The 23,123-nt window shown below is 25.9% G+C and carries 24 protein-coding genes and 5 pseudogenes; 18 read left to right on the top strand and 11 right to left on the bottom strand.

The annotated features are described in order from the left end of the window. Positions 1–306: 306 nt before the first annotated feature. The 5 genes from I5Q57_RS05075 to I5Q57_RS05060 all read right to left on the bottom strand — a co-directional run bounded on the left by I5Q57_RS05075 (position 307) and on the right by I5Q57_RS05060 (position 2,860). The gene (locus tag I5Q57_RS05075; RefSeq protein WP_215825516.1) at positions 307–1,263 is read right to left on the bottom strand and encodes an IS1/IS1595 family N-terminal zinc-binding domain-containing protein; all 957 of its coding nucleotides are present in this window, start codon (positions 1,261–1,263) and stop codon (positions 307–309) included. 101 nt (positions 1,264–1,364) lie between these two features. Then, positions 1,365–1,490 (bottom strand): hypothetical protein, encoded by a 126-nt coding sequence (locus I5Q57_RS09685; protein ID WP_256444873.1) that lies wholly within the window; start codon positions 1,488–1,490, stop codon positions 1,365–1,367. After that, on the bottom strand, positions 1,478–1,768 hold the full coding sequence (locus I5Q57_RS05070; RefSeq protein WP_215825515.1) for an HDIG domain-containing metalloprotein: 291 nt from the start codon (positions 1,766–1,768) through the stop codon (positions 1,478–1,480). The genes I5Q57_RS09685 and I5Q57_RS05070 overlap by 13 nt, the downstream gene beginning before the upstream one ends. Positions 1,769–2,106: 338 nt before the next feature. Continuing rightward, positions 2,107–2,289 (bottom strand): hypothetical protein, encoded by a 183-nt coding sequence (locus I5Q57_RS05065; RefSeq protein ID WP_215825514.1) that lies wholly within the window; start codon positions 2,287–2,289, stop codon positions 2,107–2,109. Positions 2,290–2,716: 427 nt separating this feature from the next. After that, positions 2,717–2,860 carry a hypothetical protein gene (locus I5Q57_RS05060; protein ID WP_215825513.1) on the bottom strand — a complete coding sequence of 48 codons (144 nt, stop codon included), beginning with the start codon at positions 2,858–2,860 and terminating at the stop codon, positions 2,717–2,719. Positions 2,861–2,914: 54 nt separating this feature from the next. On the opposite strand from I5Q57_RS05060, the pseudogene I5Q57_RS05055 reads away from it, so the two are divergent. After that, positions 2,915–4,022 (top strand): annotated as a pseudogene (locus tag I5Q57_RS05055) (IS3 family transposase). On the opposite strand, the gene I5Q57_RS05050 reads toward I5Q57_RS05055, so the two are convergent. The 3 genes and pseudogenes from I5Q57_RS05050 to I5Q57_RS09410 all read right to left on the bottom strand — a co-directional run. Next, complete coding sequence (locus tag I5Q57_RS05050) at positions 4,015–4,287, bottom strand: hypothetical protein (protein ID WP_215825512.1); 273 nt, start codon at positions 4,285–4,287, stop codon at positions 4,015–4,017. The pseudogene I5Q57_RS05055 and the gene I5Q57_RS05050 sit on opposite strands and share 8 nt — an antisense overlap. A 2-nt stretch (positions 4,288–4,289) precedes the next feature. Continuing rightward, positions 4,290–4,574: a hypothetical protein gene (locus I5Q57_RS05045; protein ID WP_215825511.1), complete on the bottom strand. Its 285-nt coding sequence runs from the start codon at positions 4,572–4,574 to the stop codon at positions 4,290–4,292. 175 nt (positions 4,575–4,749) lie between these two features. After that, positions 4,750–5,783 (bottom strand): annotated as a pseudogene (locus I5Q57_RS09410) (IS3 family transposase); the annotation flags it as partial. 87 nt (positions 5,784–5,870) lie between these two features. Between I5Q57_RS09410 and I5Q57_RS09905 the strand changes: the two are divergent. The 12 genes and pseudogenes from I5Q57_RS09905 to thrS all read left to right on the top strand — a co-directional run bounded on the left by I5Q57_RS09905 (position 5,871) and on the right by thrS (position 15,781). Next, positions 5,871–6,974, top strand: a pseudogene (locus I5Q57_RS09905) (DNA alkylation repair protein). A 275-nt stretch (positions 6,975–7,249) separates the two neighbouring features. Then, complete coding sequence (locus tag I5Q57_RS05020; protein WP_215825506.1) at positions 7,250–7,399, top strand: hypothetical protein; 150 nt, start codon at positions 7,250–7,252, stop codon at positions 7,397–7,399. Continuing rightward, complete coding sequence (locus tag I5Q57_RS05015; protein ID WP_215825505.1) at positions 7,362–8,213, top strand: IS1/IS1595 family N-terminal zinc-binding domain-containing protein; 852 nt, start codon at positions 7,362–7,364, stop codon at positions 8,211–8,213. Before I5Q57_RS05020 ends, I5Q57_RS05015 begins: the two co-directional genes overlap by 38 nt. 302 nt (positions 8,214–8,515) lie before the next feature. Continuing rightward, positions 8,516–8,848 (top strand): 4'-phosphopantetheinyl transferase superfamily protein, encoded by a 333-nt coding sequence (locus tag I5Q57_RS05010; protein WP_215825504.1) that lies wholly within the window; start codon positions 8,516–8,518, stop codon positions 8,846–8,848. A gap of 79 nt (positions 8,849–8,927) precedes the next feature. Next, a complete protein-coding gene (locus I5Q57_RS05005) occupies positions 8,928–9,257 on the top strand; it encodes a single-stranded DNA-binding protein (RefSeq protein WP_215825503.1) in 330 nt (109 codons plus the stop codon). 339 nt (positions 9,258–9,596) lie between these two features. Then, positions 9,597–9,812, top strand: a complete 216-nt coding sequence (locus tag I5Q57_RS05000) for a hypothetical protein (RefSeq protein WP_215825502.1) — start codon at positions 9,597–9,599, stop codon at positions 9,810–9,812. 2 nt (positions 9,813–9,814) lie between these two features. Next, positions 9,815–9,964 carry a hypothetical protein gene (locus tag I5Q57_RS04995; RefSeq protein WP_215825501.1) on the top strand — a complete coding sequence of 50 codons (150 nt, stop codon included), beginning with the start codon at positions 9,815–9,817 and terminating at the stop codon, positions 9,962–9,964. Positions 9,965–10,028: 64 nt separating this feature from the next. Then, positions 10,029–11,136 (top strand): annotated as a pseudogene (locus tag I5Q57_RS04990) (IS3 family transposase). Between the two features lie 167 nt (positions 11,137–11,303). Then, the gene (locus tag I5Q57_RS04985) at positions 11,304–11,642 is read left to right on the top strand and encodes a hypothetical protein (RefSeq protein ID WP_215825500.1); all 339 of its coding nucleotides are present in this window, start codon (positions 11,304–11,306) and stop codon (positions 11,640–11,642) included. Between the two features lie 60 nt (positions 11,643–11,702). After that, positions 11,703–12,143, top strand: a complete 441-nt coding sequence (locus I5Q57_RS04980; protein WP_215825499.1) for a hypothetical protein — start codon at positions 11,703–11,705, stop codon at positions 12,141–12,143. 200 nt (positions 12,144–12,343) lie between these two features. Continuing rightward, positions 12,344–13,780, top strand: a complete 1,437-nt coding sequence (pyk, locus tag I5Q57_RS04975) for a pyruvate kinase (RefSeq protein WP_215825498.1) — start codon at positions 12,344–12,346, stop codon at positions 13,778–13,780. A 69-nt stretch (positions 13,781–13,849) separates the two neighbouring features. After that, positions 13,850–15,781: a threonine--tRNA ligase gene (gene thrS / locus I5Q57_RS04970; RefSeq protein ID WP_215825497.1), complete on the top strand. Its 1,932-nt coding sequence runs from the start codon at positions 13,850–13,852 to the stop codon at positions 15,779–15,781. Positions 15,782–15,931: 150 nt separating this feature from the next. On the opposite strand, the gene I5Q57_RS04965 is transcribed toward thrS, so the two are convergent. The 3 genes from I5Q57_RS04965 to I5Q57_RS04955 all read right to left on the bottom strand — a co-directional run bounded on the left by I5Q57_RS04965 (position 15,932) and on the right by I5Q57_RS04955 (position 18,948). After that, positions 15,932–16,789, bottom strand: coding sequence for an HAD-IIB family hydrolase (locus tag I5Q57_RS04965; protein WP_246534670.1), 858 nt, complete (start codon positions 16,787–16,789; stop codon positions 15,932–15,934). A gap of 18 nt (positions 16,790–16,807) precedes the next feature. Then, positions 16,808–17,821, bottom strand: coding sequence for a tryptophan--tRNA ligase (gene trpS / locus I5Q57_RS04960; protein ID WP_215827057.1), 1,014 nt, complete (start codon positions 17,819–17,821; stop codon positions 16,808–16,810). 167 nt (positions 17,822–17,988) lie between these two features. Further along, positions 17,989–18,948, bottom strand: coding sequence for a transposase (locus I5Q57_RS04955; RefSeq protein ID WP_215825496.1), 960 nt, complete (start codon positions 18,946–18,948; stop codon positions 17,989–17,991). A gap of 203 nt (positions 18,949–19,151) precedes the next feature. On the opposite strand from I5Q57_RS04955, the gene I5Q57_RS04950 reads away from it, so the two are divergent. The 5 genes and pseudogenes from I5Q57_RS04950 to I5Q57_RS04930 all read left to right on the top strand — a co-directional run bounded on the left by I5Q57_RS04950 (position 19,152) and on the right by I5Q57_RS04930 (position 23,120). Next, positions 19,152–20,093: a DHH family phosphoesterase gene (locus tag I5Q57_RS04950; protein ID WP_215825495.1), complete on the top strand. Its 942-nt coding sequence runs from the start codon at positions 19,152–19,154 to the stop codon at positions 20,091–20,093. Positions 20,094–20,096: 3 nt separating this feature from the next. Beyond that, a complete protein-coding gene (tsaE, locus tag I5Q57_RS04945; protein ID WP_215825494.1) occupies positions 20,097–20,579 on the top strand; it encodes a tRNA (adenosine(37)-N6)-threonylcarbamoyltransferase complex ATPase subunit type 1 TsaE in 483 nt (160 codons plus the stop codon). Further along, complete coding sequence (locus I5Q57_RS04940) at positions 20,566–21,024, top strand: hypothetical protein (protein WP_215825493.1); 459 nt, start codon at positions 20,566–20,568, stop codon at positions 21,022–21,024. The genes tsaE and I5Q57_RS04940 overlap by 14 nt, the downstream gene beginning before the upstream one ends. Positions 21,025–21,497: 473 nt before the next feature. Next, positions 21,498–21,875, top strand: a complete 378-nt coding sequence (locus tag I5Q57_RS04935) for a hypothetical protein (RefSeq protein WP_215825492.1) — start codon at positions 21,498–21,500, stop codon at positions 21,873–21,875. 134 nt (positions 21,876–22,009) lie between these two features. Next, positions 22,010–23,120: pseudogene (locus I5Q57_RS04930) on the top strand (IS3 family transposase). Positions 23,121–23,123 lie beyond the last annotated feature (3 nt).

Raw genomic sequence — 23,123 nt, 5'->3', positions numbered from 1 at the left:
ACCTCTTTTTGTAAATTTTTACTAATTAATAAAATTAATAACACCTTTTCCTTTCTCTAAATCTTGCTCTGCAATTTCTTTACCTTGGAATTCAATTATAAAACATTTTTTAAAAATTTCCTGCATTATTTGATAATTTATCATCCCTTTTTTAAAAAACCTCTTGTGCTTGTCATAAGTCTGTGGTATATTACATAAAAAATTTTCTTTTAATTTTGTCGAAAACTCTTGATAAAATAAAAAAAATCATCAACTTGATAATTTTAAAAGACTTTTATATAAAATTACTATTTTTACTTTAATTTTTTATACATTAAAATATAATACCGCTGTTTGTTGGTTTGGAGTTAAACCCTTATGTTGGTATTTTCATTTTCAGAGATTTAAATAATTTTGAATATTAGTAAAACCTAAACCATAATAATGAATTAAGGCTTCTTTAAGACTAGATTGTAATTTACTGATTTTATTTAAGTTACGATAACTAGCTTCAGGATTAATTGTTGTTTTAGTTACACATAAAGTAGAATTTGTTTGTTTTTCTACTAAAAAATATAATTTTTGCATATCAGAAGTAATAATTGAATTTTGGTTAATTAATTCTTTGTTCATATTTTCAATAACTCATTGTTTTTGTAAACGTTTGGTGTTTGTGGATTTAACATAAATATTGTTATTATTATCAACTGCCATTTGAATACAGCATTTAGTATTAGTTGCGAATGGGTCAAGGCGAATTCTTCGTGGATCAGTTTTATGTTTGAAATTTCCTTTATGAATTTCTTTAATAAATGTTTCATTGATTTGGATTTTACCAGATAATTTTTTAAATTTTAATTGGGTATTTTCTAATTGTTTTGATTTCATTAATTTTTGACGATTATATCAAGCAGTTTTTAATGTAATTTTAATAAAACGAGAAATTGTTTTACTAGATTGCCCCAGCAATGAAATTTGAATCAATAAATTTCATTGTTCATAATTTAAATGACTTCAATAAATAAAATGATTACGAAAAGCGTCAAAACTTGCACGGCAATTTTTACATAAATATTTTTGTTTTCCTTCTGAATTATGTCCATTTTTAACGCGATGGTAAAATTCACATTTAGGGAATTTAATACCTTGTGCTCTAAATTTTTGATCAATTTCATTTAAACGTTTTTTTTTTATTAATTCTGCTTGTTGTTTGACTTTTTCATAAAATTCTAAAAATTGATCATCTGTTAAAGTATTTACTAGTTCTTGAATTATTTTTTCCATAATTATTATCCACCTCTATCATATTAAAAATATACCTAAAATTAGGTATATTCAGTAAATATCAAGATTTTTCTACAAAATTAAAAGAATTTTCTACAAAATTAAAAAACTTTTTCAATTTCTTGACCAATATTATCAATACCATTTTTATTAAATACTTCTAAATAATGATAATAAAAAATTTTTTTAAAAGCTTCATCAAGATTAGTAAATGCTAATTTTCGCAAATTATCAATATGAGGATAATTTCTTTATCATTAAAACCTAAATGATGTTCTAAACATAATGTTCCTGTTTTTGAATGTCAAGTTGGTACGGTTTCACTTAAAAATTGTGGTAAATACTGTTGTAAATATTGCTGATGTTGAGCATCTTCTCATTGTTTAGTTATATCGTGATAAACGCCTGCTATTTCGGCTTTTAAACAATTAACTTGATAATGATTCGCTAATTGTTTTGCCATTGTTCCTACATTTAAACAATGAAGATAACGAGTTTTATCCATATGTAATAACAAACGATCAGCAATATAAAGTAAATTATCATTAATATATGCTAAAACTTTAGAATCAATTGTTGTTATGATTTCTTGGCGAATTTTAGTTGAACTAATATTAGCAAAAAGTGGTTGTAAAATAACTTTATTATGATTGGGTCGCGTTTAGTTTTCTTAGGTATTGCTTTGAAGAAATAAAACAATCAGCTAATTATATTATTTAATTACTAAACTAACCCTGCCTTTCTTGTTATTTTCATTTTTATTCGTTACCATTTTATCATATTATTGAATTTTTACACAATGAAAAATTATTAATTTTATTAAATTTTAACTAATATTTTTACTTACTTAAATCTATTATATTTATTTGTTATAGCATTACCTTTATAGTTAATTCAAATATCATCATTTTTATTATTATATTTATTTCATAATGAATTTTTATATATTTCTTTTATGATTTTTATTTCTGAATTAATACTTTCATTAATGTAATGTAATACATTTAATTTGTTTAAATTTGCCATTCTTAAATGTAATAGGTTATTTAAATTCTTATGATTATATATTTTTGCCCCATATCCTAATTGTTGTTTTACTAAATGAGATACATCACTTTCAATGCTACAACCGATATTTCATTCTAAATTTTGATGATGAATGCCATGCTTATTATTACTGAAATAATTACTCGCCTTCCTTAAATTTGTTTTAATATCTTTATTTAATTCATTTTTAGCAATATTACGAATGTTTTTGATTAATTCTTGATGATTGCGCCATCCTTATATAATTTAATTCAACTATTTAATGCTATTTTGCGATTTTCAAAAATAATATTAAATGCCGTTTGTTTTAATTTTTTAATAGCGTGGTAACCATCTAAAATATATCTAACATTACCAAAACTATTGGCAATTTCTCTAATTCAAACATCACCATCGCCACAAACAATTATTTTGTCATAATTAATAAATTACAATAATCCATTGTACTTATTCGTTTACCAACTTTTAACATTAAAAAATGACCTCGTTTGTTTTCTAATTCTCTACGAGCATGTTTGTATTTTGGATAGGTTACAATAAGTTGGACCATATTTATGTGGACTTTCAAATAAAATAAAATTATTAAGAAAGTAGGAAGATAAAAATGGGGAAAAACTCATATTCAAATGAATTTAAAAAACAAATTGTCATGCTTTATCAAAACTGAAAAAGCATTGTTGAAATTATTAAAGAATACGGGGTTTCAAAATCAGCCGTATATCATTGAATTGAAAATTTTAATAATTTTGGATCATTTAAATCGCAAGATAACCACACTGTCGAAGAAAATGAATTAATTTACTTGCGAAAAGAAAACCAACAATTACGAATGGAAAATGACATTTTAAAGCAAGCAACACTGATAATTGGCAAAAAATAGGAATTATTAACAATAATAAAGAAAAATATTCCGTGCTAAAAATGTGTCAAATATTAAAAATAGCAAAATCAACATATTATTATCAAACTAATAATTGTGTTAAGTATGATGTTAATAATTATGAAGAAGAAGTTATCGGTGCATTTAATAAAAATCGTAAAATTTATGGTGCTCGTAAAATTAAAGCTGTTTTAATGAGAAAAGATATTATCTTATCACGTCGAAAAATCAGATTCCTTATGATCAAAAATAATTTGGTTTCTAAATACACCAAATTAAAATATCGTAATCATAAAACAATGGTTAATAATGACCAAATTAGTAATGTTTTAAATCGTCAATTTAATAACAAAAAACTAATGAAGTTGTTGTTAGTGATTTAACATATGTGCAAGTTGGAGTAAAATGACATTATATTTGTTTATTAATTGACTTGTTTAATCGAGAAATAATTGGCTATAGTGCCAGACCAAACAAAACCGCTGAACTAGTTCAACAAGCTTTTCATAAAATAACACGACCATTAAATAAAATAACTTTATTTCATAATGATCGTGGTAATGAGTTCAAAAATAAAATCATTGATGAAATTTTAATAACCTTTAATATTAAAAGATCATTGAGTGCGAAGGGTTGTCCTTATGACAATGCTGTGGCTGAAACAACTTACAAAACTTTTAAAACGGGATTTATCAAGGGTAAAAAATTTGAAAATTCAACATAATTAAAATGCGAATTATTTGATTTTGTTAATTGATACAATAATCTTAGAATACATGGCAGTTTAAATTATTTAACGCCTGTTGAATTTAGAAAATGACAGTCTACATAAAAAGTGTCCAAAAAAGCGTCGCCATACCAAATACAATAAATAAAGCAATAAGTACACAAGTAACACCAAGAATGGTGAAGATTGGATGTTGTGAAAATGTTCGAGCCATTGGTTTAAATAGTTCTAAAATTGTTAAATTGCTAGTAATAAATTTTTGGAAATTGGCAAGGCCTTCGCTAATATAATTCGTTAAAGTTTCAAAATGACTACCAGCTAATAACCCGAGAACAGTTATTAAGATAAAAATAATAATTAGTTTAAACATTGTTAGTTACCTTGTTTTGTTTTTATTGGTTTTATTTGTTTTTTAGCTTTTCCTCACGCACTTAAATGCCCCTTATTTTTAACAGCATATTGGCGTTGTTTTTCTAAATTAACTTGTTGACTACAAAATCCAAGAATAATTGCAATAATAAATTCTACAGTTAGTGTTAAAAATAGAGGAAATATTAGTTGAACATTCGTTCCTGGTACTTCAAGACTTCAAATTAAGTTAAAAACCTTATAAAGCATTTGAGCCAGGAAGTCGGTCATTTTTGCGAGATTTTCCATTTTTTATTATTCCTTTTCTTTCATTTTTCTTAAAAATTTGCTAAATTTATCCATTTTTAAGTATTCTAAATTGGTATGGCGGCCCTTTTTTGGGCAATTTTTATGTCGACTGTCATTTTCTAAATTTAACAGGCGTTAAATAATTTAAACCAACATGTATTCTAATGTTATTTTATAAATTAACAAAATCAAATAATTCTCATTTTAATTATGTTAAATTTTCAAATTTTTTACCCTTGATAAATTCCGTTTTAAAAGTTTTGTAAGTTGTTTCAGCCACAGCATTGTCATAAGGACAACCCTTCGCACTCAATGATCTTTTAATATTAAAGGTTATTAAAATTTCATCAATGATTTTATTTTTGAACTCATTACCACGATCAGTATGAAATAAAGTTATTTTATTTAATGGTCATGTTATTTTATGAAAAGCTTGTTGAACTAGTTCAGCGGTTTTGTTTGGTTCGGCACTATAGCCAATTATTTCTCGATTAAACAAGTCAATTAATAAACAAATATAATGTCATTTTACTCCAACTTGCACATATGTTAAATCACTAACAACAACTTCATTAGGTTTTTTGTTATTAAATTGACGATTTAAAACATTACTAATTTGGTCATTATTAACCATTGTTTTATGATTACGATATTTTAATTTGGTGTATTTAGAAACCAAATTATTTTTGATCATAAGGAATCTGATTTTTCAACGTGATAAGATAATATCTTTTCTCATTAAAACAGCTTTAATTTTACGAGCACCTTAAATTTTACGACTTTTATTAAATGCACTGATAACTTCTTCTTCATGGTTATTAACATCATAATTAACAAAATTATTAGTTTGATAATAATATGTTGATTTTGCTATTTTTAATATTTGACACATTTTTAGCACGGAATATTTTTCTTTATTATTGTTAATAATTCCTATTTTTTACCAATTATCAGTGCTGCTTGCTTTAAAATGTCATTTTCCATTCGTAATTGTTGGTTTTCTTTTCGCAAGTAAATTAATTCATTTTCTTCGACAGTGCAATTATCTTGCACTTTAAATGACCCAAAATTATTAAAATTTTCAATTCACTGATATACGGCTGATTTTGAAATTCCGTATTCTTTAATAATTTCAACAATGCTTTTTCCGTTTTGATAAAGCATGACAATTTGTTTTTTAAATTCATTTGAATATGAGTTTTTCCCCATTTTTATCTTCCTACTTTCTTAATAATTTTATTTTATTTGAAAGTCCACATAAATATGGTCCAACTTATTGTAACCTGTCCAAAATATATGCCCAAACTATTAAAAAACAGTTATAATGACCAGTCAATTCAAGATTTGGCTTTGAGAATTAGAGCTGTATATCCTTTGTTTAAGATTGATAATTTTATTAATGACATTATAGAAAAAACATGAGATAAGTTAGAACTGAAAGCTCGTATGAGGAAAATTACTATGAATTTAGGAAGGTATTTGCCAAGTGATTATGAATAAGCACTTGAAATTATTGATAAAATCATAGCTCATTATCCTGTAGGGTTAAATGACTTTACTTTAATGTACTTCCCTGATTTTGTTGAAATCTACGGGCAGAATGAAGGGCATTGGAATTTGTCAATAACTGCATTAGAACGGTATACTAAATCCTCATCTTCTGAATTTGCAGTGAGACAATTTATCATAAATCATGAAAAGCGTATGATGCAACAAATGTTCGCTTGGTCTAACCATGAGAATGAACATGTGCGACGACTTGCTAGCGGAGGTTACCGCCCGCAATTACCTTGAGGCCAATCATTAGCAAGTTTCAAAAAAAACCCTTACCCAATCTTTAATATTTTAGAACAATTAAAAGATGATCCGTCACTATATGTTCGCAAAAGTGTAGCCAATAACTTAAATGATATTTCCAAAACACATCCTAATCTAGTTACAAAAATTGCAAGGGAATGGTATGGTAAAAACAGCCGTACTGATTGGATTGTAAAGCATGGTTGTAGAACAATTCTAAAAAAAGGCAATAAGGGTTACACTGGACATATTCGGATTTAAAAATATTGATTGTGTGAATGTGGATGATTTCTCTTTGAGTTTTGAGTCTATTTTTTTGGAGCGGAGATGAGTTTTTCCTTTAAGATTGAATCAAAAAAAGCGATCAAGTTACGATTAGAATATGCTATTGATTATGTAAAAGCAAATGGTAAACGAAATTGTAAGATATTCCAAATCTCCGAGATATCTTTAAACGCAAACACGAAGAAATCTTATACAAAAAGACATTCATTTGCAGATGTAAGCACAAGAAAGCATTATCCAGGTATTCATTCACTTACGCTTATTGTGAATGGTACTGAATGAGGTACATTGGATTTTGAGATATTAGCTACTAAATAGTATTCGCAAAAAAACACAAAAATAAGTCGGTATTGATAATAGGTACGAATTACCTATTACTAAAAATGGTTCAAAAAAAGGTAAATAATCTAAAAAATTCTTTACTCTTTTCTAATTTAATTAAAAACTTAACAAATCTATTATTAATTACGAAAGTAATATTTTTTGTATTCATATTTTGATTATTTTTTTTAATTTTGTAGAAAACTCTTGATATTTATTGAATATACTTAATTTTAGGTATATTTTTAATATGATAGAGGTGGGTAATAATTATGGAAAAAATAATTCAAGAACTAGTAAATACTTTAACAGATGATCAATTTTTAGAATTTTATGAAAAAGTCAAAAAACAAGCAGAATTAATAAAAAAACAAAAACGTTTAAATGAAATTGATCAAAAATTTAGAGCACAGAGTATTTAAATGCCCTAAATGTGAATCTTACCATTGCGTTAAAAATGGACATAATTCAGAAGAAAAACAAAAATATTTATGTAAAAATTGCCGTGCAAGTTTTGACGCTTCTCGTAATCATTTTATTTATTGAAGTCATTTAAATTATGAACAATGAAATTTATTGATTCAAATTTCATTGCTGGGGCAATATAGTAAAACAATTTCTCGTTTTATTAAAACTACATTAAAAACTGCTTGATATAATCGTCAAAAATTAATGAAATCAAAACAATTAGAAAATACCCAATTAAAATTTAAAAAATTATCTGGTAAAATCCAAATCGATGAAACATTTATTAAAGAAATTCATAAAGGAAATTTCAAACATAAAACTGATCCACGAAGAATTCACCTTGACCCATTCGCAACTAATACTAAATGCTGTATTCAAATGGCAGTTGATAATAATAATAATAATATTTATGTTAAATCCACAAACACCAAACGTTTACAAAAACAATGAGTTATTGAAAATATGAACAAAGAATTAATTAACCAAAATTCAATTATTACTTCTGATATGCAAAAATTATATTTTTTAGTAGCAAAACAAACAAATTCTACTTTATGTGTAACTAAAACAACAATTAATCCTGAAGCTAGTTATCGTAAATTAAATAAAATCAGTAAATTACAATCTAGTCTTAAAGAAGCCTTAATTCATTATCATGGTTTAGGTTTTACTAATATTCAAAATTATTTAAATCTCTGAAAATGAAAATACCAACATAAGGGTTTGACCCCAAACCAACAAACAGCGGTATTATATTTTAATGTATAAAAAATTAAAGTAAAAATAGTAATTTTACATAAAAGCCTTTTAAAATTATCAAGTTGATGATTTTTTTTATTTTATCAAGAGTTTTAGACAAAATTAAAATTATTTTTCACCATTTTAAATTAAACAAATGATATAATTTAAGATAATTTGAAGCTCGTGAATTCCAATTAAGACATTGGAACACATTTTTACAACATAATCTACCAAAATAGAAACTCTATCATATTAATTAATAGTTTTATTTATAAATTGTTTCTTTGTTATAATTTAAATAATATTATTTCAAAAGGATGGCAATAAAAATGATTAAAGGTGTGGGAATTGATATTGTTAGCATTAAACGAATGCAATTAAAAAAATCATTTATTAATAAAGTATTACATTTAGAAGAAGTTAGTTATTTACAAACAATTAAAAGTGAAACCGAAAAAAAACAATTTTTAGCAGGGAGATGAGCATTAAAAGAAGCATTGTATAAAGCAATAAATAATGTTAATGAGGTTTTAATTTTTTGTGAAGTTAATATTCAATTAGTAAATAAGCAATTACAATGGATTGGATTTGAAAATAATAGTTGATTATCAATTAGTCATGAAAAAGAATATGCCGTTGGTATGGCAATATTAACATTATAAATATACGACAGTAATATCTTTTAACTTAAAAATCACTGCTATCTTCTTTTACAATAAAATAGGAAAGGTAGATGATATAATGTTAAATAATCTTGTTTTAGTAGGAATAATTGTTAATCCACCAGAAATTATTCATAATCAAACTGGTGAAAAAACATCAAAAATGATACGATTAACTATTAATATAACCCGACCTTTTAAAAATAAATTAGGTCATTATGATGAAGATTATCTTGTTATTAAAGTGTGAAATAATTTAATTGCTGATATCGTATCATTTTTAGTAATTGATACGGTGATTGCTATTAAAGCTAGAATTCAATCATTTCAATATAAAGATAATGAGAATCATTATTTAGAAATTATTGCTGATCGCATCATGCGGGTTGGTCATTATATTCTTGAATAAATAATATGCTTGATAATTATTGCCCTTGATATTTTTATTATTTTATTACATAATAAAAAGTGTAATTTAGTAGTAATTATATAAATTATATTTAAAAATTGGATTGGTCTACTCCAATGGTAAAGATAGCCAGTTTTTTAAAATTATTTAAAAAACTATAGCAGTTCAGGCGCGTACTCTGCAATAAAAAAGTTTGTTTAATTTTAAAGATAACTTAATTTATCTTTAAAAAAATTAGCACTTTAATTTTTAGTTAAGAATTAAAGTGCTTTTAATTTTTATTTTTTATATAGTAATCAGAAAGGAATATTAGATGTGGATCCAAATAAGTTATTTTTAATGCGCTGAATTAACCAAGTAATCCCAATACCTAAGTTGTTTTTCAATCAATTTTTAGATTTATCTCAGAATCTTAATTGAGATGAATTTAAAGAAAAAATTATTAGTTATGAAACCGAACAACGAATAAAAAAACTTAACAAAGAGAATTACAAAATGCTTAATATTATTAAAGATGAATATTATAAATTTCGTAATGATTATTTGCTTTTTTAGATATGGATGAAGATATTGAACAAATAAAATTAAATTTTAAAGTCATTGCGGTTGATAAGCATATTGCTGGAAAATTAACTAATACTAATATGACAATTAGTTATAAGTTTTGTTATTGAGCGAAGTCAAATAGATTGAATCGGTTACAATAAGTTGGACCATATTTATTTGGACTTTCAAATAAAATAAAATTGAGAAGAAAATTGGAAGATAAAAATGGGGAAAAACTCATATTCAAATGAATTTAAAAAACAAATTGTCATGCTTTATCAAAACGGAAAAAGCATTGTTGAAATTATTAAAGAATACGGGGTTTCAAAATCAGCCGTATATCAGTGAATTGAAAATTTTAATAATTTTGGGTCATTTAAAGTGCAAGATAATCGCACTGTCGAAGAAAATGAATTAATTTACTTGCGAAAAGAAAACCAACAATTACGAATGGAAAATGACATTTTAAAGCAAGCAGCACTGATAATTGGCAAAAAATAGGAGTTACTAACAATAATAAAGAAAAATATTCCGTACTAAAAATGTATCAAATATTAAAAATAGCAAAATCAACATATTATTATCAAACTAATAATTGTGTTAAGTACGATGTTAATAATTATGAAGAAGAAGTTATCAGTGCATTTAATAAAAGTCGTAAAATTTATGGTGCTCGTAAAATTAAAGCTGTTTTAATGAGAAAAGATATTATCTTATCACGTCGAAAAATCAGATTCCTTATGATCAAAAATAATTTGGTTTCTAAATAAACCAAATTAAAATATCGTAATCATAAAACAATGGTTAATAATGACCAAATTAGTAATGTTTTAAATCGTCAATTTAATAACAAAAAACCTAATGAAGTTGTTGTTATTGATTTAACATATGTGCAAGTTGGAGGAAAATGACATTATATTTGTTTATTAATTGACTTGTTTAATCGAGAAATAATTGGCTATAGTTCCGGACCAAAAAAACCGCTGAACTAGTTCAACAAGCTTTTCATAAAATAACACGACCATTAAATAAAATAACTTTATTTCATACTGATCGTGGTAATGCGTTCAAAAATAAAATCATTGATAAAATTTTACTAACCTTTAATATTAAAAGATCATTGAGTGCGAAGGGTTGTCCTTATGACAATGCTGTGGCTGAAACAACTTACAAAACTTTTAAAACGGAATTTATCAAGGGTAAAAAATTTGAAAATTTAACACAATTAAAATGCGAATTATTTGATTTTGTTAATTGATACAATAATCTTAGAACACATGGCAGTTTAAATTATTTAACGCCTGTTGAATTTAGAAAATGACAGTCTACATAAAAAGTGTCCAAAAAAGGGTTGCCATACCACTATTAGTGAAAATGAGGCTTATGCCATTTTTAATTATTTTAAAGAACAAGAGCCAATTAAATTAAAAATCAATATTATTGAATCATCCCGCCCTCCAAGGGAAGATCCAGAAGGAGTCAAAATTGATGAGGAGAGTCTTGAAAGAATTGGGTGATGAAGGTCAAAGATTGCGGTGATCAACAACATATTGAAAATGACTTGCCGGGGGATTGTCATTAGCAGGGATGGCAATATTAGGATATTACTTATGAAAAACTTCTAAGTTATCAGCGCTAATATCTACTGTTAGTAAAACAATGCCATTATTATCTTTTGGTAATGCGACGGAATTACTTGAAAGCGTTACTGATGTTACTACTGTTGAAAGTAATAAATTACTTGATTTTTTACGAAGAATTTTTAGTGGCTTTTTGAGTAAAATGAAGCAAGCAACAGTATCTAAAAATTCTGTTCCTAGGTTTCTAACTGAGAATTAGGATATTTTTGGCGATTTAAAAATTAATTTTGATGATTGAAATCATGAATATGATAATATATTGTTAAATTTAAAAGTAGAAGATATTACTCATAATTTAAATTACTTAGAATGAGGAATATTTGATGTTACTCGTTATGGAGTTATTAAAGTAAAAAATACTGATTTATCATTTAAATTGCATTTATTTAATTCAAAAATTAATAATCAATCATTTTCATTAATTACTAAATTTTTTAATAATATTAAAAGTAAATTGGAAGGAGCATATATAAATCAGGAATTATTAGATAGTAGTAATCAAAAGTTTCAGATTTTTCAAATTATTTCGCAAATTTTACAAAAGGAATTAATGATTATTGATAATAAAACATATAAGTTTTCAATGGACTCATTTTGAATTTCATCTTACAAGATAATTGATGATAAAATTTATGTTGTTTTAAATCACGACTTATTAAATCAAGGGTTAGAAATTACAATGCAGACATTTTTAAATTAGAAAAAAATGAATGGTTATTTATTGATATTGAACAATAAGACTTGTTTTTTAAATTTTATTGTTTATTAATAATATTTGATATAATTAATAAAAGAAATAATTGAATTTACTTTCTTTACAATTAACAAATTAATTTAAAATATGTTTTTATGTTAAAATTAAACTGTTATTTACAAAAATAGAAATGAGGATTAAAATAAATGCTTTTTATAAATAAAAGAGTAAAAACCATTACGACAATTGGTCCGACTAGTGAAACCAGAGATTTGATGCTTCGTTTAGCACAAAAGGGAGCAAATGTATATCGTTTAAACTTTTCTCACGGTGATTTTGAAGAACATGGTAAGCGCGTTGAATTTGCTAAATCTATTATTCAGCAAGTACAAAGGCCACTATCACTAATATTAGATACTAAAGGTCCAGAAATTAGAACTCATTCTTTTAAAGGCGGCGAGGCGTTAATAAGTAAAGATAGCAGGGTTATTATTTATACGAATAAAGAAATTGAAGGTACGGAAACGGAATTTTCAATTAATTATGAAAATCTTGTTAATGATATTCAAGTTGAACAAAGATTATTAGTAGATGATGGTAAGTTACAGTTAATTGTTTTAGGAATTAATAATAAAGATGATGATAAGTCAATTATTTGTCGTGCTGTTAATACTCATCTTGTTAAAAATCATCGTGCGATTATTGTTTCAGGAATTAAACTGTCATTACCTTTTATTTCCGACAAAGATCGTGCCGATCTTATTTTTGGATGTGAACAAAAAGTAGATTATGTAGCTGCTTCTTTTGTTCATGATGCTAAAGATTTACAAGAGATGCGTCAATTGTTAGATGGAAATGGTGGTACTGATATTAAAATTATTGCCAAAATTGAATCACGATATGCTGTTGATAACATTGATGAAATTATTGCTAATAGTGATGGTATTATGATTGCGCGTGGTGATTTAGGTGTTGATGTACCTTATGCTGAGGTGCCTTTAATTCAAAAACATGTTATTCGTAAATGTAATAAAGCAATGGTGCCAGTAATTGTCGCTACGCAAATGTTAGAGTCGATGTTATCTAATCCTTTACCAACAAGAGCTGAAGTATCAGATATTTATTGAGCAGTTGATTTAGGTGTGGATACAACAATGTTATCTGGCGAAACAGCTAATGGTGAATATCCTGAAAAATCAATTGAAGCAATGACGAGAGTCGTTAGAAAAGCAGAAATTCATTTTTGATATGAAGGTTATTTAGAAAGATTTATTAAATGATCAACGTCACCTTTTAAAGATTTTGTTTATCAAGTTGGTAAAGAAGTTCTTGGTGAAAAAATTCAAAAGCAAAAACGAATTCATCAAGTTATTGTTTTAGATGATAGCAATGATCAATTATTAACTAAAACTTTATCTAATGCTCGTGTTCGCAGTACATTAATTCCATTAGTTACTGATGAAAGAATTAGAAATAGTTTTGGGATTTGGTATGGTGTTTATCCAGAATTAGTTATTAATATTAATAAAGTAATTAATGATGATAGTTTATTAAATAATATTGCTAGAAAATATGGCGCCAAAACTAATGAACAAGTTTTAATTGTTAATGGTAATGAAATGAGAAAATTACAAATAAAATAATTACATTAACAGTGTTAAAGACGTTCAATTTGCTAATGAACGTCTTTTTCGCTAGAAAGGATATAGGATATGTCGGCAACGGAACAAATTGTTACTGTAAAAATTAATAATGAAAATAAATCGTATCCATTAGGAGTAGTACTTAGTGATGTTTTAACAAGTATTGATGCTAATTGACAAGAAAATATTATTGCTGTTAAAGTTAATAATGAATGAAAAGATATTAAAACTTATGTTTTAGAAAATGATATTATATTAGAAATAATTACAAAAGATTTAGATGAGGCATTAAAAGTAATTAATTATTCAGCAGCTATTGTTTTAGCAAAAACATTACAAACTAATTGAAAGGGTTTACTAATTGCCAATATTAATGTTGGTGATGAAGGTTTTTTTGTTGATTTTGATTTTCAAACCCACATTAAAGAACAAGATTTAGAAATTATTACTAAGCAAATGCAAGAATTTCTTAAAAAAGACTTAGAAATTAAATATGAGTTAAAATCACCGCACGATTTACAACGATTATATGAAAATAATCCTTATTTTCTAGAACAACTTTTAACACTTAGAGGTGTTGTTGGTATATATACTGTTGATAACAGTTCCTTCATTAATAATTTTATTGCTTTAGATAATACTAAAATTGTTGAAAATTTTATGCTTTCATCACTTGCTGGAGTTTATTGAAATAATGATGCTAACAATAAGCAAATTCAAAGAATTTATGGTGTTTGTCATTTTTCAAAAGAGAAATTAGCAACATTATTAGCATTAATTGCTTTAAGAAAAGAACGAGACCATCGAAAAATTGGTAAAGATTTAGAAATTTTTATGTTTGATTCATTGGCAGGTCAAGGATTACCAATTTGATTGCCTAATGGAATGATTCTTAAAAAACAATTGCAAGAGTATTTGCGTTTGCAAGAGTTCTTTTATGATTATTTAGAAGTTGCAACACCAGTAATGGGGGCAATAGCATTATATCGCACTAGTGGTCATTGAGATCATTATCAACAAAATATGTTTCCGGTTATGTCATTGAATAATGAACAACTTGTGCTTCGACCGATGTCGTGTCCACATCATTGTTTAATTTATTGTTATAAATTACGCTCTTATCGTGATTTGCCATTACGATTTGCTGAACATGAGTTATTATATCGTTATGAAGCTAGTGGCGCTTTAACTGGTTTAGAACGCGTTCGAGCAATGGAGTTGACTGATGCTCATATTTTTTGTCGTTTTGATCAAATAAAAACTGAATTTCAAACAACATTTAAATTAATTAGCGAAATATTGTTAGCATTAAATATTGAAGTTAATTACTATTCATTATCATTAAGAGATTTTCAAGATAAAAAAAGTTATTATGATAATGATGAAATGTGAATTAAAGCTGAGAAAGTTTTAAAAGAAGCCTTAGATGAATTAAAAATTAAATATATTGTAATGCTTGGCGAAGCAGCTTTTTATGGTCCGAAATTAGATATTCAAATTAAAACAGTGTTAGGACACAATATTACGGTTTCAACAATTCAGTTGGACTTTTTACTGCCAGAAAAATTTGATTTATCTTATCAAGATGAGAATGGACAAGAAGTTCGCCCTGTTATTATTCATCGTGGTTTAATTGGCACTTATGAACGCTTTATTGCTGTTTTATTAGAACAAACAGGTGGAATTTTACCACTATGATTAAGTCCTAAGCAGATTACTTTAATTCCTATTAAAGAAGAGCATCAAGCATATTGTTATGAATTAGAAAAGCTATTTAAAACCCATAATTTAAGGTCATTTGTTGATGCTAGTAGTGAACGGTTAGATTATAAAATTCGTATTGCGCAAACTAAAAAAATACCTTTCCAAATTGTTATCGGTCAAAAGGAAATTGCTACTAAAAAGATTACTTATCGTCAATATAGTAAAGAAGAACAAATAACAGTTACGATTGATGAGTTTATTAATTTATGTAATGAATTAATAGTAAATAAAAAATAGTTAATGAATGTTTGGCATCTTAAAATTGGTGATAATTCAAACAATAATAAATTAACCGAAAAATATTATTATTCATACTAATATTGGTAGGTAATGTACTATATTAAAAAGATGCTTGTAATATCCAAGCATCTTTTTATTTGTTTTAAGTTATAAGTTTAATAGTTTTTCTAAATATATGCCAACACCACCTTCATCATTAGTATGTTCAGTAATATCTTTAGAAAATACTTTTAAAGTTTCAATACCATTTTTCATTACAATACCATAACCAACTTTGGTAATCATTTCTAAATCATTAAATTCATCACCAAAGGCAATAACATCTCTAATATCTATATTGTAATATTGTGAAAGAATTTCAGCCGCCATCCCTTTATTAATAAATTTATTTGATAGGTCTAGAACAGGGTGTTCTTTGTCATTATCATGCGTTCAAATATTAATTTTTAAAGTATTAGTATATTTTTCTAAACTACGAATAACTTTATCTAAATGTTGGGGACTTTTTAATTGTAAAACAATATTATTAGCAGAACCACTTCAGTTTTCTAAAAGATTGCCAATAATAAAATTGTCCGTTGGAATATCTGTTAAATGAAAGTATCGTTCAAAATTTTCTGTTTGTTTTAAGCAAACTGCTTTGTTGTAGTATTCTACAAGACCATTATATAAAGAAGTTTTGACATCGTTTTCTTTTAAAACTGCTTTTACGGTGTCATAAGAAATTGGAAATACTAAGCGTTTAAATTCTCTTAATAATGGATCATGAATGTGACCACCATTAAAATTGCAAAGTAATGTTTTTAATCCTAGTTCATTATAAAAAGAAATACTTCCACGGCGGGGTCTTCCTGTAACAATACAAACAATATGACCTTGAGCAATAGTTTTTTGTAATCCTTGAATAGTTAATGGATGCATTGTTTTTCCATCATCCATTAATGTTGTTCCATCAAGGTCAATAAGGATTAATCTTTTTTTATCAATATGATTAAATTTAATCATTGTTTTTCTCCTTTATTTTTAGTAATTAATCCCGATTTTATCTTGGATTAATTGCAATTTTTCGTGAGCAATTTTTGTTGCTTTTTCTTTTCCTTGCAATAATCAATGTTTTCATTTATTATTAGCAATAATTTCGTTATATTTTCTTTGAATAATTTCAAGTTGATGGCAAACAACTTTAGCAACTTTTTCTTTAAAAACAACATAATTTTGGTCAGAAAACTCATTTGTTGCTTCTTCAATTGTAGTATTTGTAAAAGCACAATAAATATTTAAAAGATTACTAATTCCTGGTTTATTAATTTCATCATAAAAAATTTTATTTTCACTATCAGTAATGGCGCTTTTAATTTTTGTGGTAACATCATTTAAATTATCTAAAAGAGAAATGTAAGTTTTAGGATTTTCATGTGATTTTGACATTTTTTTTAAGGGATTTTGTAAGTTCATTATTTTTTTACCATTAGGAGCAATATATGGTTCTGGAATTGTAAAGATATTACCATATTTATTATTCATTCTGATCGCAATATTTCTTGTTAATTCTAGATGTTGCTTTTGATCAATTCCCACAGGAACAATAGTAGCATCATATAGTAAGATATCAGCCGCCATTAATGCTGGATAAGTAAATAATCCTGTTGGTATCGTTTCAGTATTATTATGTTGTTTAAATGATTGTGTTTTATCTTTAAATTGTGTCATGCGATTTAGTTCTCCCATTGATGTATGACATAGCAGCATATGACCTAATTGGCAATGCTCTAAAATGTCAGATTGAGCAAAAATTGTAATCTTATCGGGATCTAAACCACAAGCAACATATAACGCAACTAAATCACGAATATTATTTTTAAGAACATCGTGGTCATGATTTTTTATTGAGACAATAGCATGCAAATTGGCAACAAAGATAAAAACATCATATTCTTCTTGTAATTTAATAAAATTTTGAATAACACCAATATAATTACCAATAGTAATTTTTCCAGTATTAGTAATACCTGATAATAAGCGTGGTTTCAATAGTAATTCCTCCTAAAATAAATAAATCTCATTGATAATGTATCAATTTTACTATAAATAATAATAAAAAAGAATTTTAATTTTGTCGAAAACTCTTGATAAAATAAAAAAAATCATCAACTTGATAATTTTAAAAGGCTTTTATCTAAAATTACTATTTTTACTTTAATTTTTTATACATTAAAATATAATACCGCTGTTTGTTGGTTTGGAGTTAAACCCTTATGTTGGTATTTTCATTTTCAGAGATTTAAATAATTTTGAATATTAGTAAAACCTAAACCATGATAATGAATTAAGGCTTCTTTAAGACTAGATTGTAATTTACTGATTTTATTTAAGTTACGATAACTAGCTTCAGGATTAATTGTTGTTTTAGTTACACATAAAGTAGAATTTGTTTGTTTTGCTACTAAAAAATATAATTTTTGCATATCAGAAGTAATAATTGAATTTTGGTTAATTAATTCTTTGTTCATATTTTCAATAACTCATTGTTTTTGTAAACGTTTGGTGTTTGTGGATTTAACATAAATATTGTTATTATTATCAACTGCCATTTGAATACAACATTTAGTATTAGTTGCGAATGGGTCAAGGTTAATTCTTCGTGGATCAGTTTTATGTTTGAAATTTCCTTTATGAATTTCTTTAATAAATGTTTCATCGATTTGGATTTTACCAGATAATTTTTTAAATTTTAATTGGGTATTTTCTAATTGTTTTGATTTCATTAATTTTTGACGATTATATCAAGCAGTTTTTAATGTAGTTTTAATAAAACGAGAAATTATTTTACTAGATTGCCCCAGCAATGAAATTTGAATCAATAAATTTCATTGTTCATAATTTAAATGACTTCAATAAATAAAATGATTACGAAAAGCGTCAAAACTTGCACGGCAATTTTTACATAAATATTTTTGTTTTACTTCTGAATTATGTTCATTTTTAACGCAATGGTAAGATTCACATTCAGGGCATTTAATACCTTGTGCTCTAAATTTTTGATCAATTTCATTTAAACTTTTTTGTTTTTTTATTAATTCTGCTTGTTGTTTGACTTTTTCATAAAATTCTAAAAATTGATCATCTGTTAAACTATTTACTAGTTCTTGAATTATTTTTTCCATAATTATTATCCACCTCTATCATATTAAAAATATATCTAAAATTAAGTATATTCAATAAATATCAAGAGTTTTTTACAAAATTAAAAAAATATGTTAGAGTTATTTATTAAAAATAATAAATTTAGTAAAATTATTTATTATTTTAAAATTAAGAGAATTTGTTATAAAATTACCTTAATAAGGAATTTTAGGAAGGTAAAAATATGAAAGATAAGATTTTGCAGTTAATTAAGGAACATAATCGAATTATATTGCTTCGTCATATTATTCCTGACGGTGATGCTTATGGTGTGCAGTTAGGTTTAAAAGAAATAATTAAAACTAATTGACCTGATAAGATTGTCCTGGCGGCGGGAACGAATAGTGATTATTTAAACTTTATTGGGACTATGGATACAGTGCGTGATGATGATTTTAAAGATAGTTTAGTTATTATTGGTGATTGTGGTAATTTAGCACGAGTTGATGATGACCGATATAAATTAGCGAAAACTATTATTAAGATTGACCATCATCCCAATGTTGAACCTTATGGTGATATTATTTGAGTTGATGAACAATTTGGTTCAGCTAGTGAAATGATTGCTTTATGAGTTAAGGAATGTAATTTAAAAGTTACGCCGTTAGCAGCAAGAATTATTTATCATGGAATGGTAACAGATAGTGGTCGTTTTCTTTATTCACGAACTAATGCCAGAACATTTAGTCTTGCTAGTTTTTTATTAATAAAAGGGTTTGATTTAGATCAATTATATCGTGAAATGTATCAAATTAGTGAAGAAGATTTAAAATTTATGAGTTTTGTTTATGAAAATTATCAAACTTCAAAGAAGGGAGTTTTATATTTAGTATTTGATAACAAAACATTAAAGAAATTAGGCATTAATCATAATACTGTTGCTAGTAAGGTCAATCTATTAGCTAATGTTAAAAATAAACCAATTTGAGTATTTTTTTGCGAGGATGAAAATCATAATATTCGTGTTGAACTACGATCAAATAAATTTTTTGTTAATACTGTTGCTGGCAAATATAATGGTGGTGGTCATAATTTTGCTGCGGGAGCACGAATTAATGATTTTAATGATGTTAAAAATATTATTAGTGATTTAGATGAAGTGATTAGTAGAGGAGAACCAAAATAAGTGATGAATTTGCAGTTTATAACTCATAATGAGGCACAAACAGAAGCATTGGGAGCTATTATTGCTAAATATGCTAAGCAGCCGGGTTTTATTTTGTTGCAAGGAGCATTGGCGGCCGGGAAAACAACATTTACAAGATATTTAGCAGATGCCTTGCAAATTTCAGCGGTAGTTAATTCGCCAACATTTGTTATTATGAATGAGTATGTAATTCCAAAACAATCATTTAAATTAATTCATATGGATGCTTATCGTTTAAATAATGATGAAGATTTAGAAATGTATGAAGAGACATTTAATAATAATTTAAATATTATTGAATGATATGAAAATGTTTTACAAATTATTGATTTTAATAATGCGTTAATATTACAATGGAAAATAATTGATGATACTATCAGAGTAATTAATTTGAGTGGTACGGGTCTTCTTGCAACGCAAGTAATTAAATTTTTACAGGACAATGATTTAAATGTTAAATGTTAAGGCAATTAGTTATTTAACTCTTAGTGTGGCCTTACTACTATTATTTACTTTTACGCCGTTTCTAGGTTATATTCAAATTAGTGTTATTAGTATTACTTTAGTTCCTTGTGTGGTAATGATTATTAGTATTATTTGAATTAAAATTTTAAAGCGGAACCCATTTATTGTTGGTGTTATCTCAGGATTATTATTAGGATTAAGTTCTTTTTTAGCATCATTTATTATAGGTGGACCTGGACCTTTGGCAGTAGTTTTTCAAAATCCATTATTTAGTATTGTACCAAGATTATTAGTTGGTATTGTTTCAGGAATTATATTACAACTTCTAGTATTGCGTTCTAAATTTCGTTATTGATTAACAATTATCATTTGATCATTTTTTGTTATTAGTACTAATTCTTTTACAACTTTAGAAAGGGCATATAACAAAGATGTAGTGAGATAAAAAAAAGACAATAATATCGTCTTTTTTGTTCTTTTGTAAAACAAAATATGCACTTCGTATAAATATTGGAGATTGGTTTATAATTATGTGTGCAAGGTAACCATTTTAGACCAGCAAGAATACTCCTCTTAACAATAATTTTTTAAAGAAGGTGGGTATTTTAATTAATAAAATTAAACTAACTTTATTAACTTGTTCGAACAAAAAACTAAACTCTATCTAAAAATTGTGTTGTAAATATGAGAACACTTTTTAGGTGTGCCAAAAAATGCTTTTTGGTAATTTCCAGCATTTCTCGCACCTAGTTAGCTAACATAACTTAGTTAACATAACTTAGTTAACATAAAAGAGATAACATAGATTTATTTAGATAGTTAACTATGTTAGCTAACTAGGAAATTGCATATAAGGAAGGATGTATATTATCTTTTTACAAAAAATAAAAAATTATTGATATGAGGAGTTAATAAATAATGACTAACTTAAAAAATTTATTTTTGAATAAAAAATATATTGTTGCTGAAACAACAAATGCGATTTTACTATCAATTCCCAATAGTGGTGGTGGTTCTTGAGTTCCTCGCAAACTAGTATACCCATCAATTAAACATGCAAATCAGATGGTGATCAGTATTTTTACAGAAAATAATTATGAAGTTATTAATTATGATACCAACGGTGCACAGAAAATTACAACCATTAAGGGGCGAAAAATTATTAATTTGTATGAAGAAGTTAAAATTAAAAATCGACAAAAATTTTTAGAAAATATTAAAAAATCTGAAGCTGATAAAAATATTAATTTTAATTATATTATTCCCGAATGGCTAAAAGAAACTGATTTAAATTAGATTAAATATTGAGCAAGTACGAAATGGCTAAAAAATATTGTTATGTTATATATTCTTGCGAAACCAATAAGTTGGACCATATTTATGTGGACTTTCAAATAAAATAAAATTATTAAGAAAGTAGGAAGATAAAAATGGGGAAAAACTCATATTCAAATGAATTTAAAAAACAAATTGTCATGCTTTATCAAAACGGAAAAAGCATTGTTGAAATTATTAAAGAATACGGAATTTCAAAATCAGCCGTATATCAGTGAATTGAAAATTTTAATAATTTTGGGTCATTTAAAGTGCAAGATAACCGCGCTGTCAAAGAAAATGAATTAATTTACTTGCGAAAAGAAAACCAACAATTACGAATGGAAAATGATATTTTAAAGCAAGCAGCACTGATAATTGGCAAAAAATAGGAGTTACTAACAATAATAAAGAAAAATATTCCGTACTAAAAATGTATCAAATATTAAAAATAGCAAAATCAACATATTATTATCAAACTAATAATTGTGTTAAGTATGATGTTAATAATTCCTATTTTTTGCCAATTATCATTGCATTTAATAAAAGTCGTAAAATTTATGGTGCTCGTAAAATTAAAGCTGTTTTAATGAGAAAAGATATTATCTTATCACGTCGAAAAATCAGATTCCTTATGATCAAAAATAATTTGGTTTCTAAATACACCAAATTAAAATATCGTAATCATAAAACAATGGTTAATAATGACCAAATTAGTAATGTTTTAAATCGTCAATTTAATAACAAAAAACCTAATGAAGTTGTTGTTATTGATTTAACATATGTGCAAGTTGGAGGAAAATGACATTATATTTGTTTATTAATTGACTTGTTTAATCGAGAAATAATTGGCTATAGTTCCGGACCAAAAAAACCGCTGAACTAGTTCAACAAGCTTTTCATAAAATAACACGACCATTAAATAAAATAACTTTATTTCATACTGATCGTGGTAATGAGTTCAAAAATAAAATCATTGATGAAATTTTAATAACCTTTAATATTAAAAGATCATCGAGTGCGAAGGGTTGTACTTATGACAATGCTGTGGCTGAAACAACTTACAAAACTTTTAAAACGGAATTTATCAAGGGTAAAAAATTTGAAAATTTAACACAATTAAAATGCGAATTATTTGATTTTGTTAATTGATACAACAATCGTAGAATACATGGCAGTTTAAATTATTTAACGCCTGTTGAATTCAGAAAATGACAGTCTACATAAAAA

Source organism: Spiroplasma endosymbiont of 'Nebria riversi' (genome assembly GCF_018831625.1).
In the GTDB taxonomy this organism is placed as follows: Bacteria; Bacillota_I; Bacilli_A; order Mycoplasmatales; family Nriv7; genus Nriv7.
Note: the sequence above shows the minus strand (reverse complement) of the source record. Positions and strands in the feature narration are given on the sequence as shown.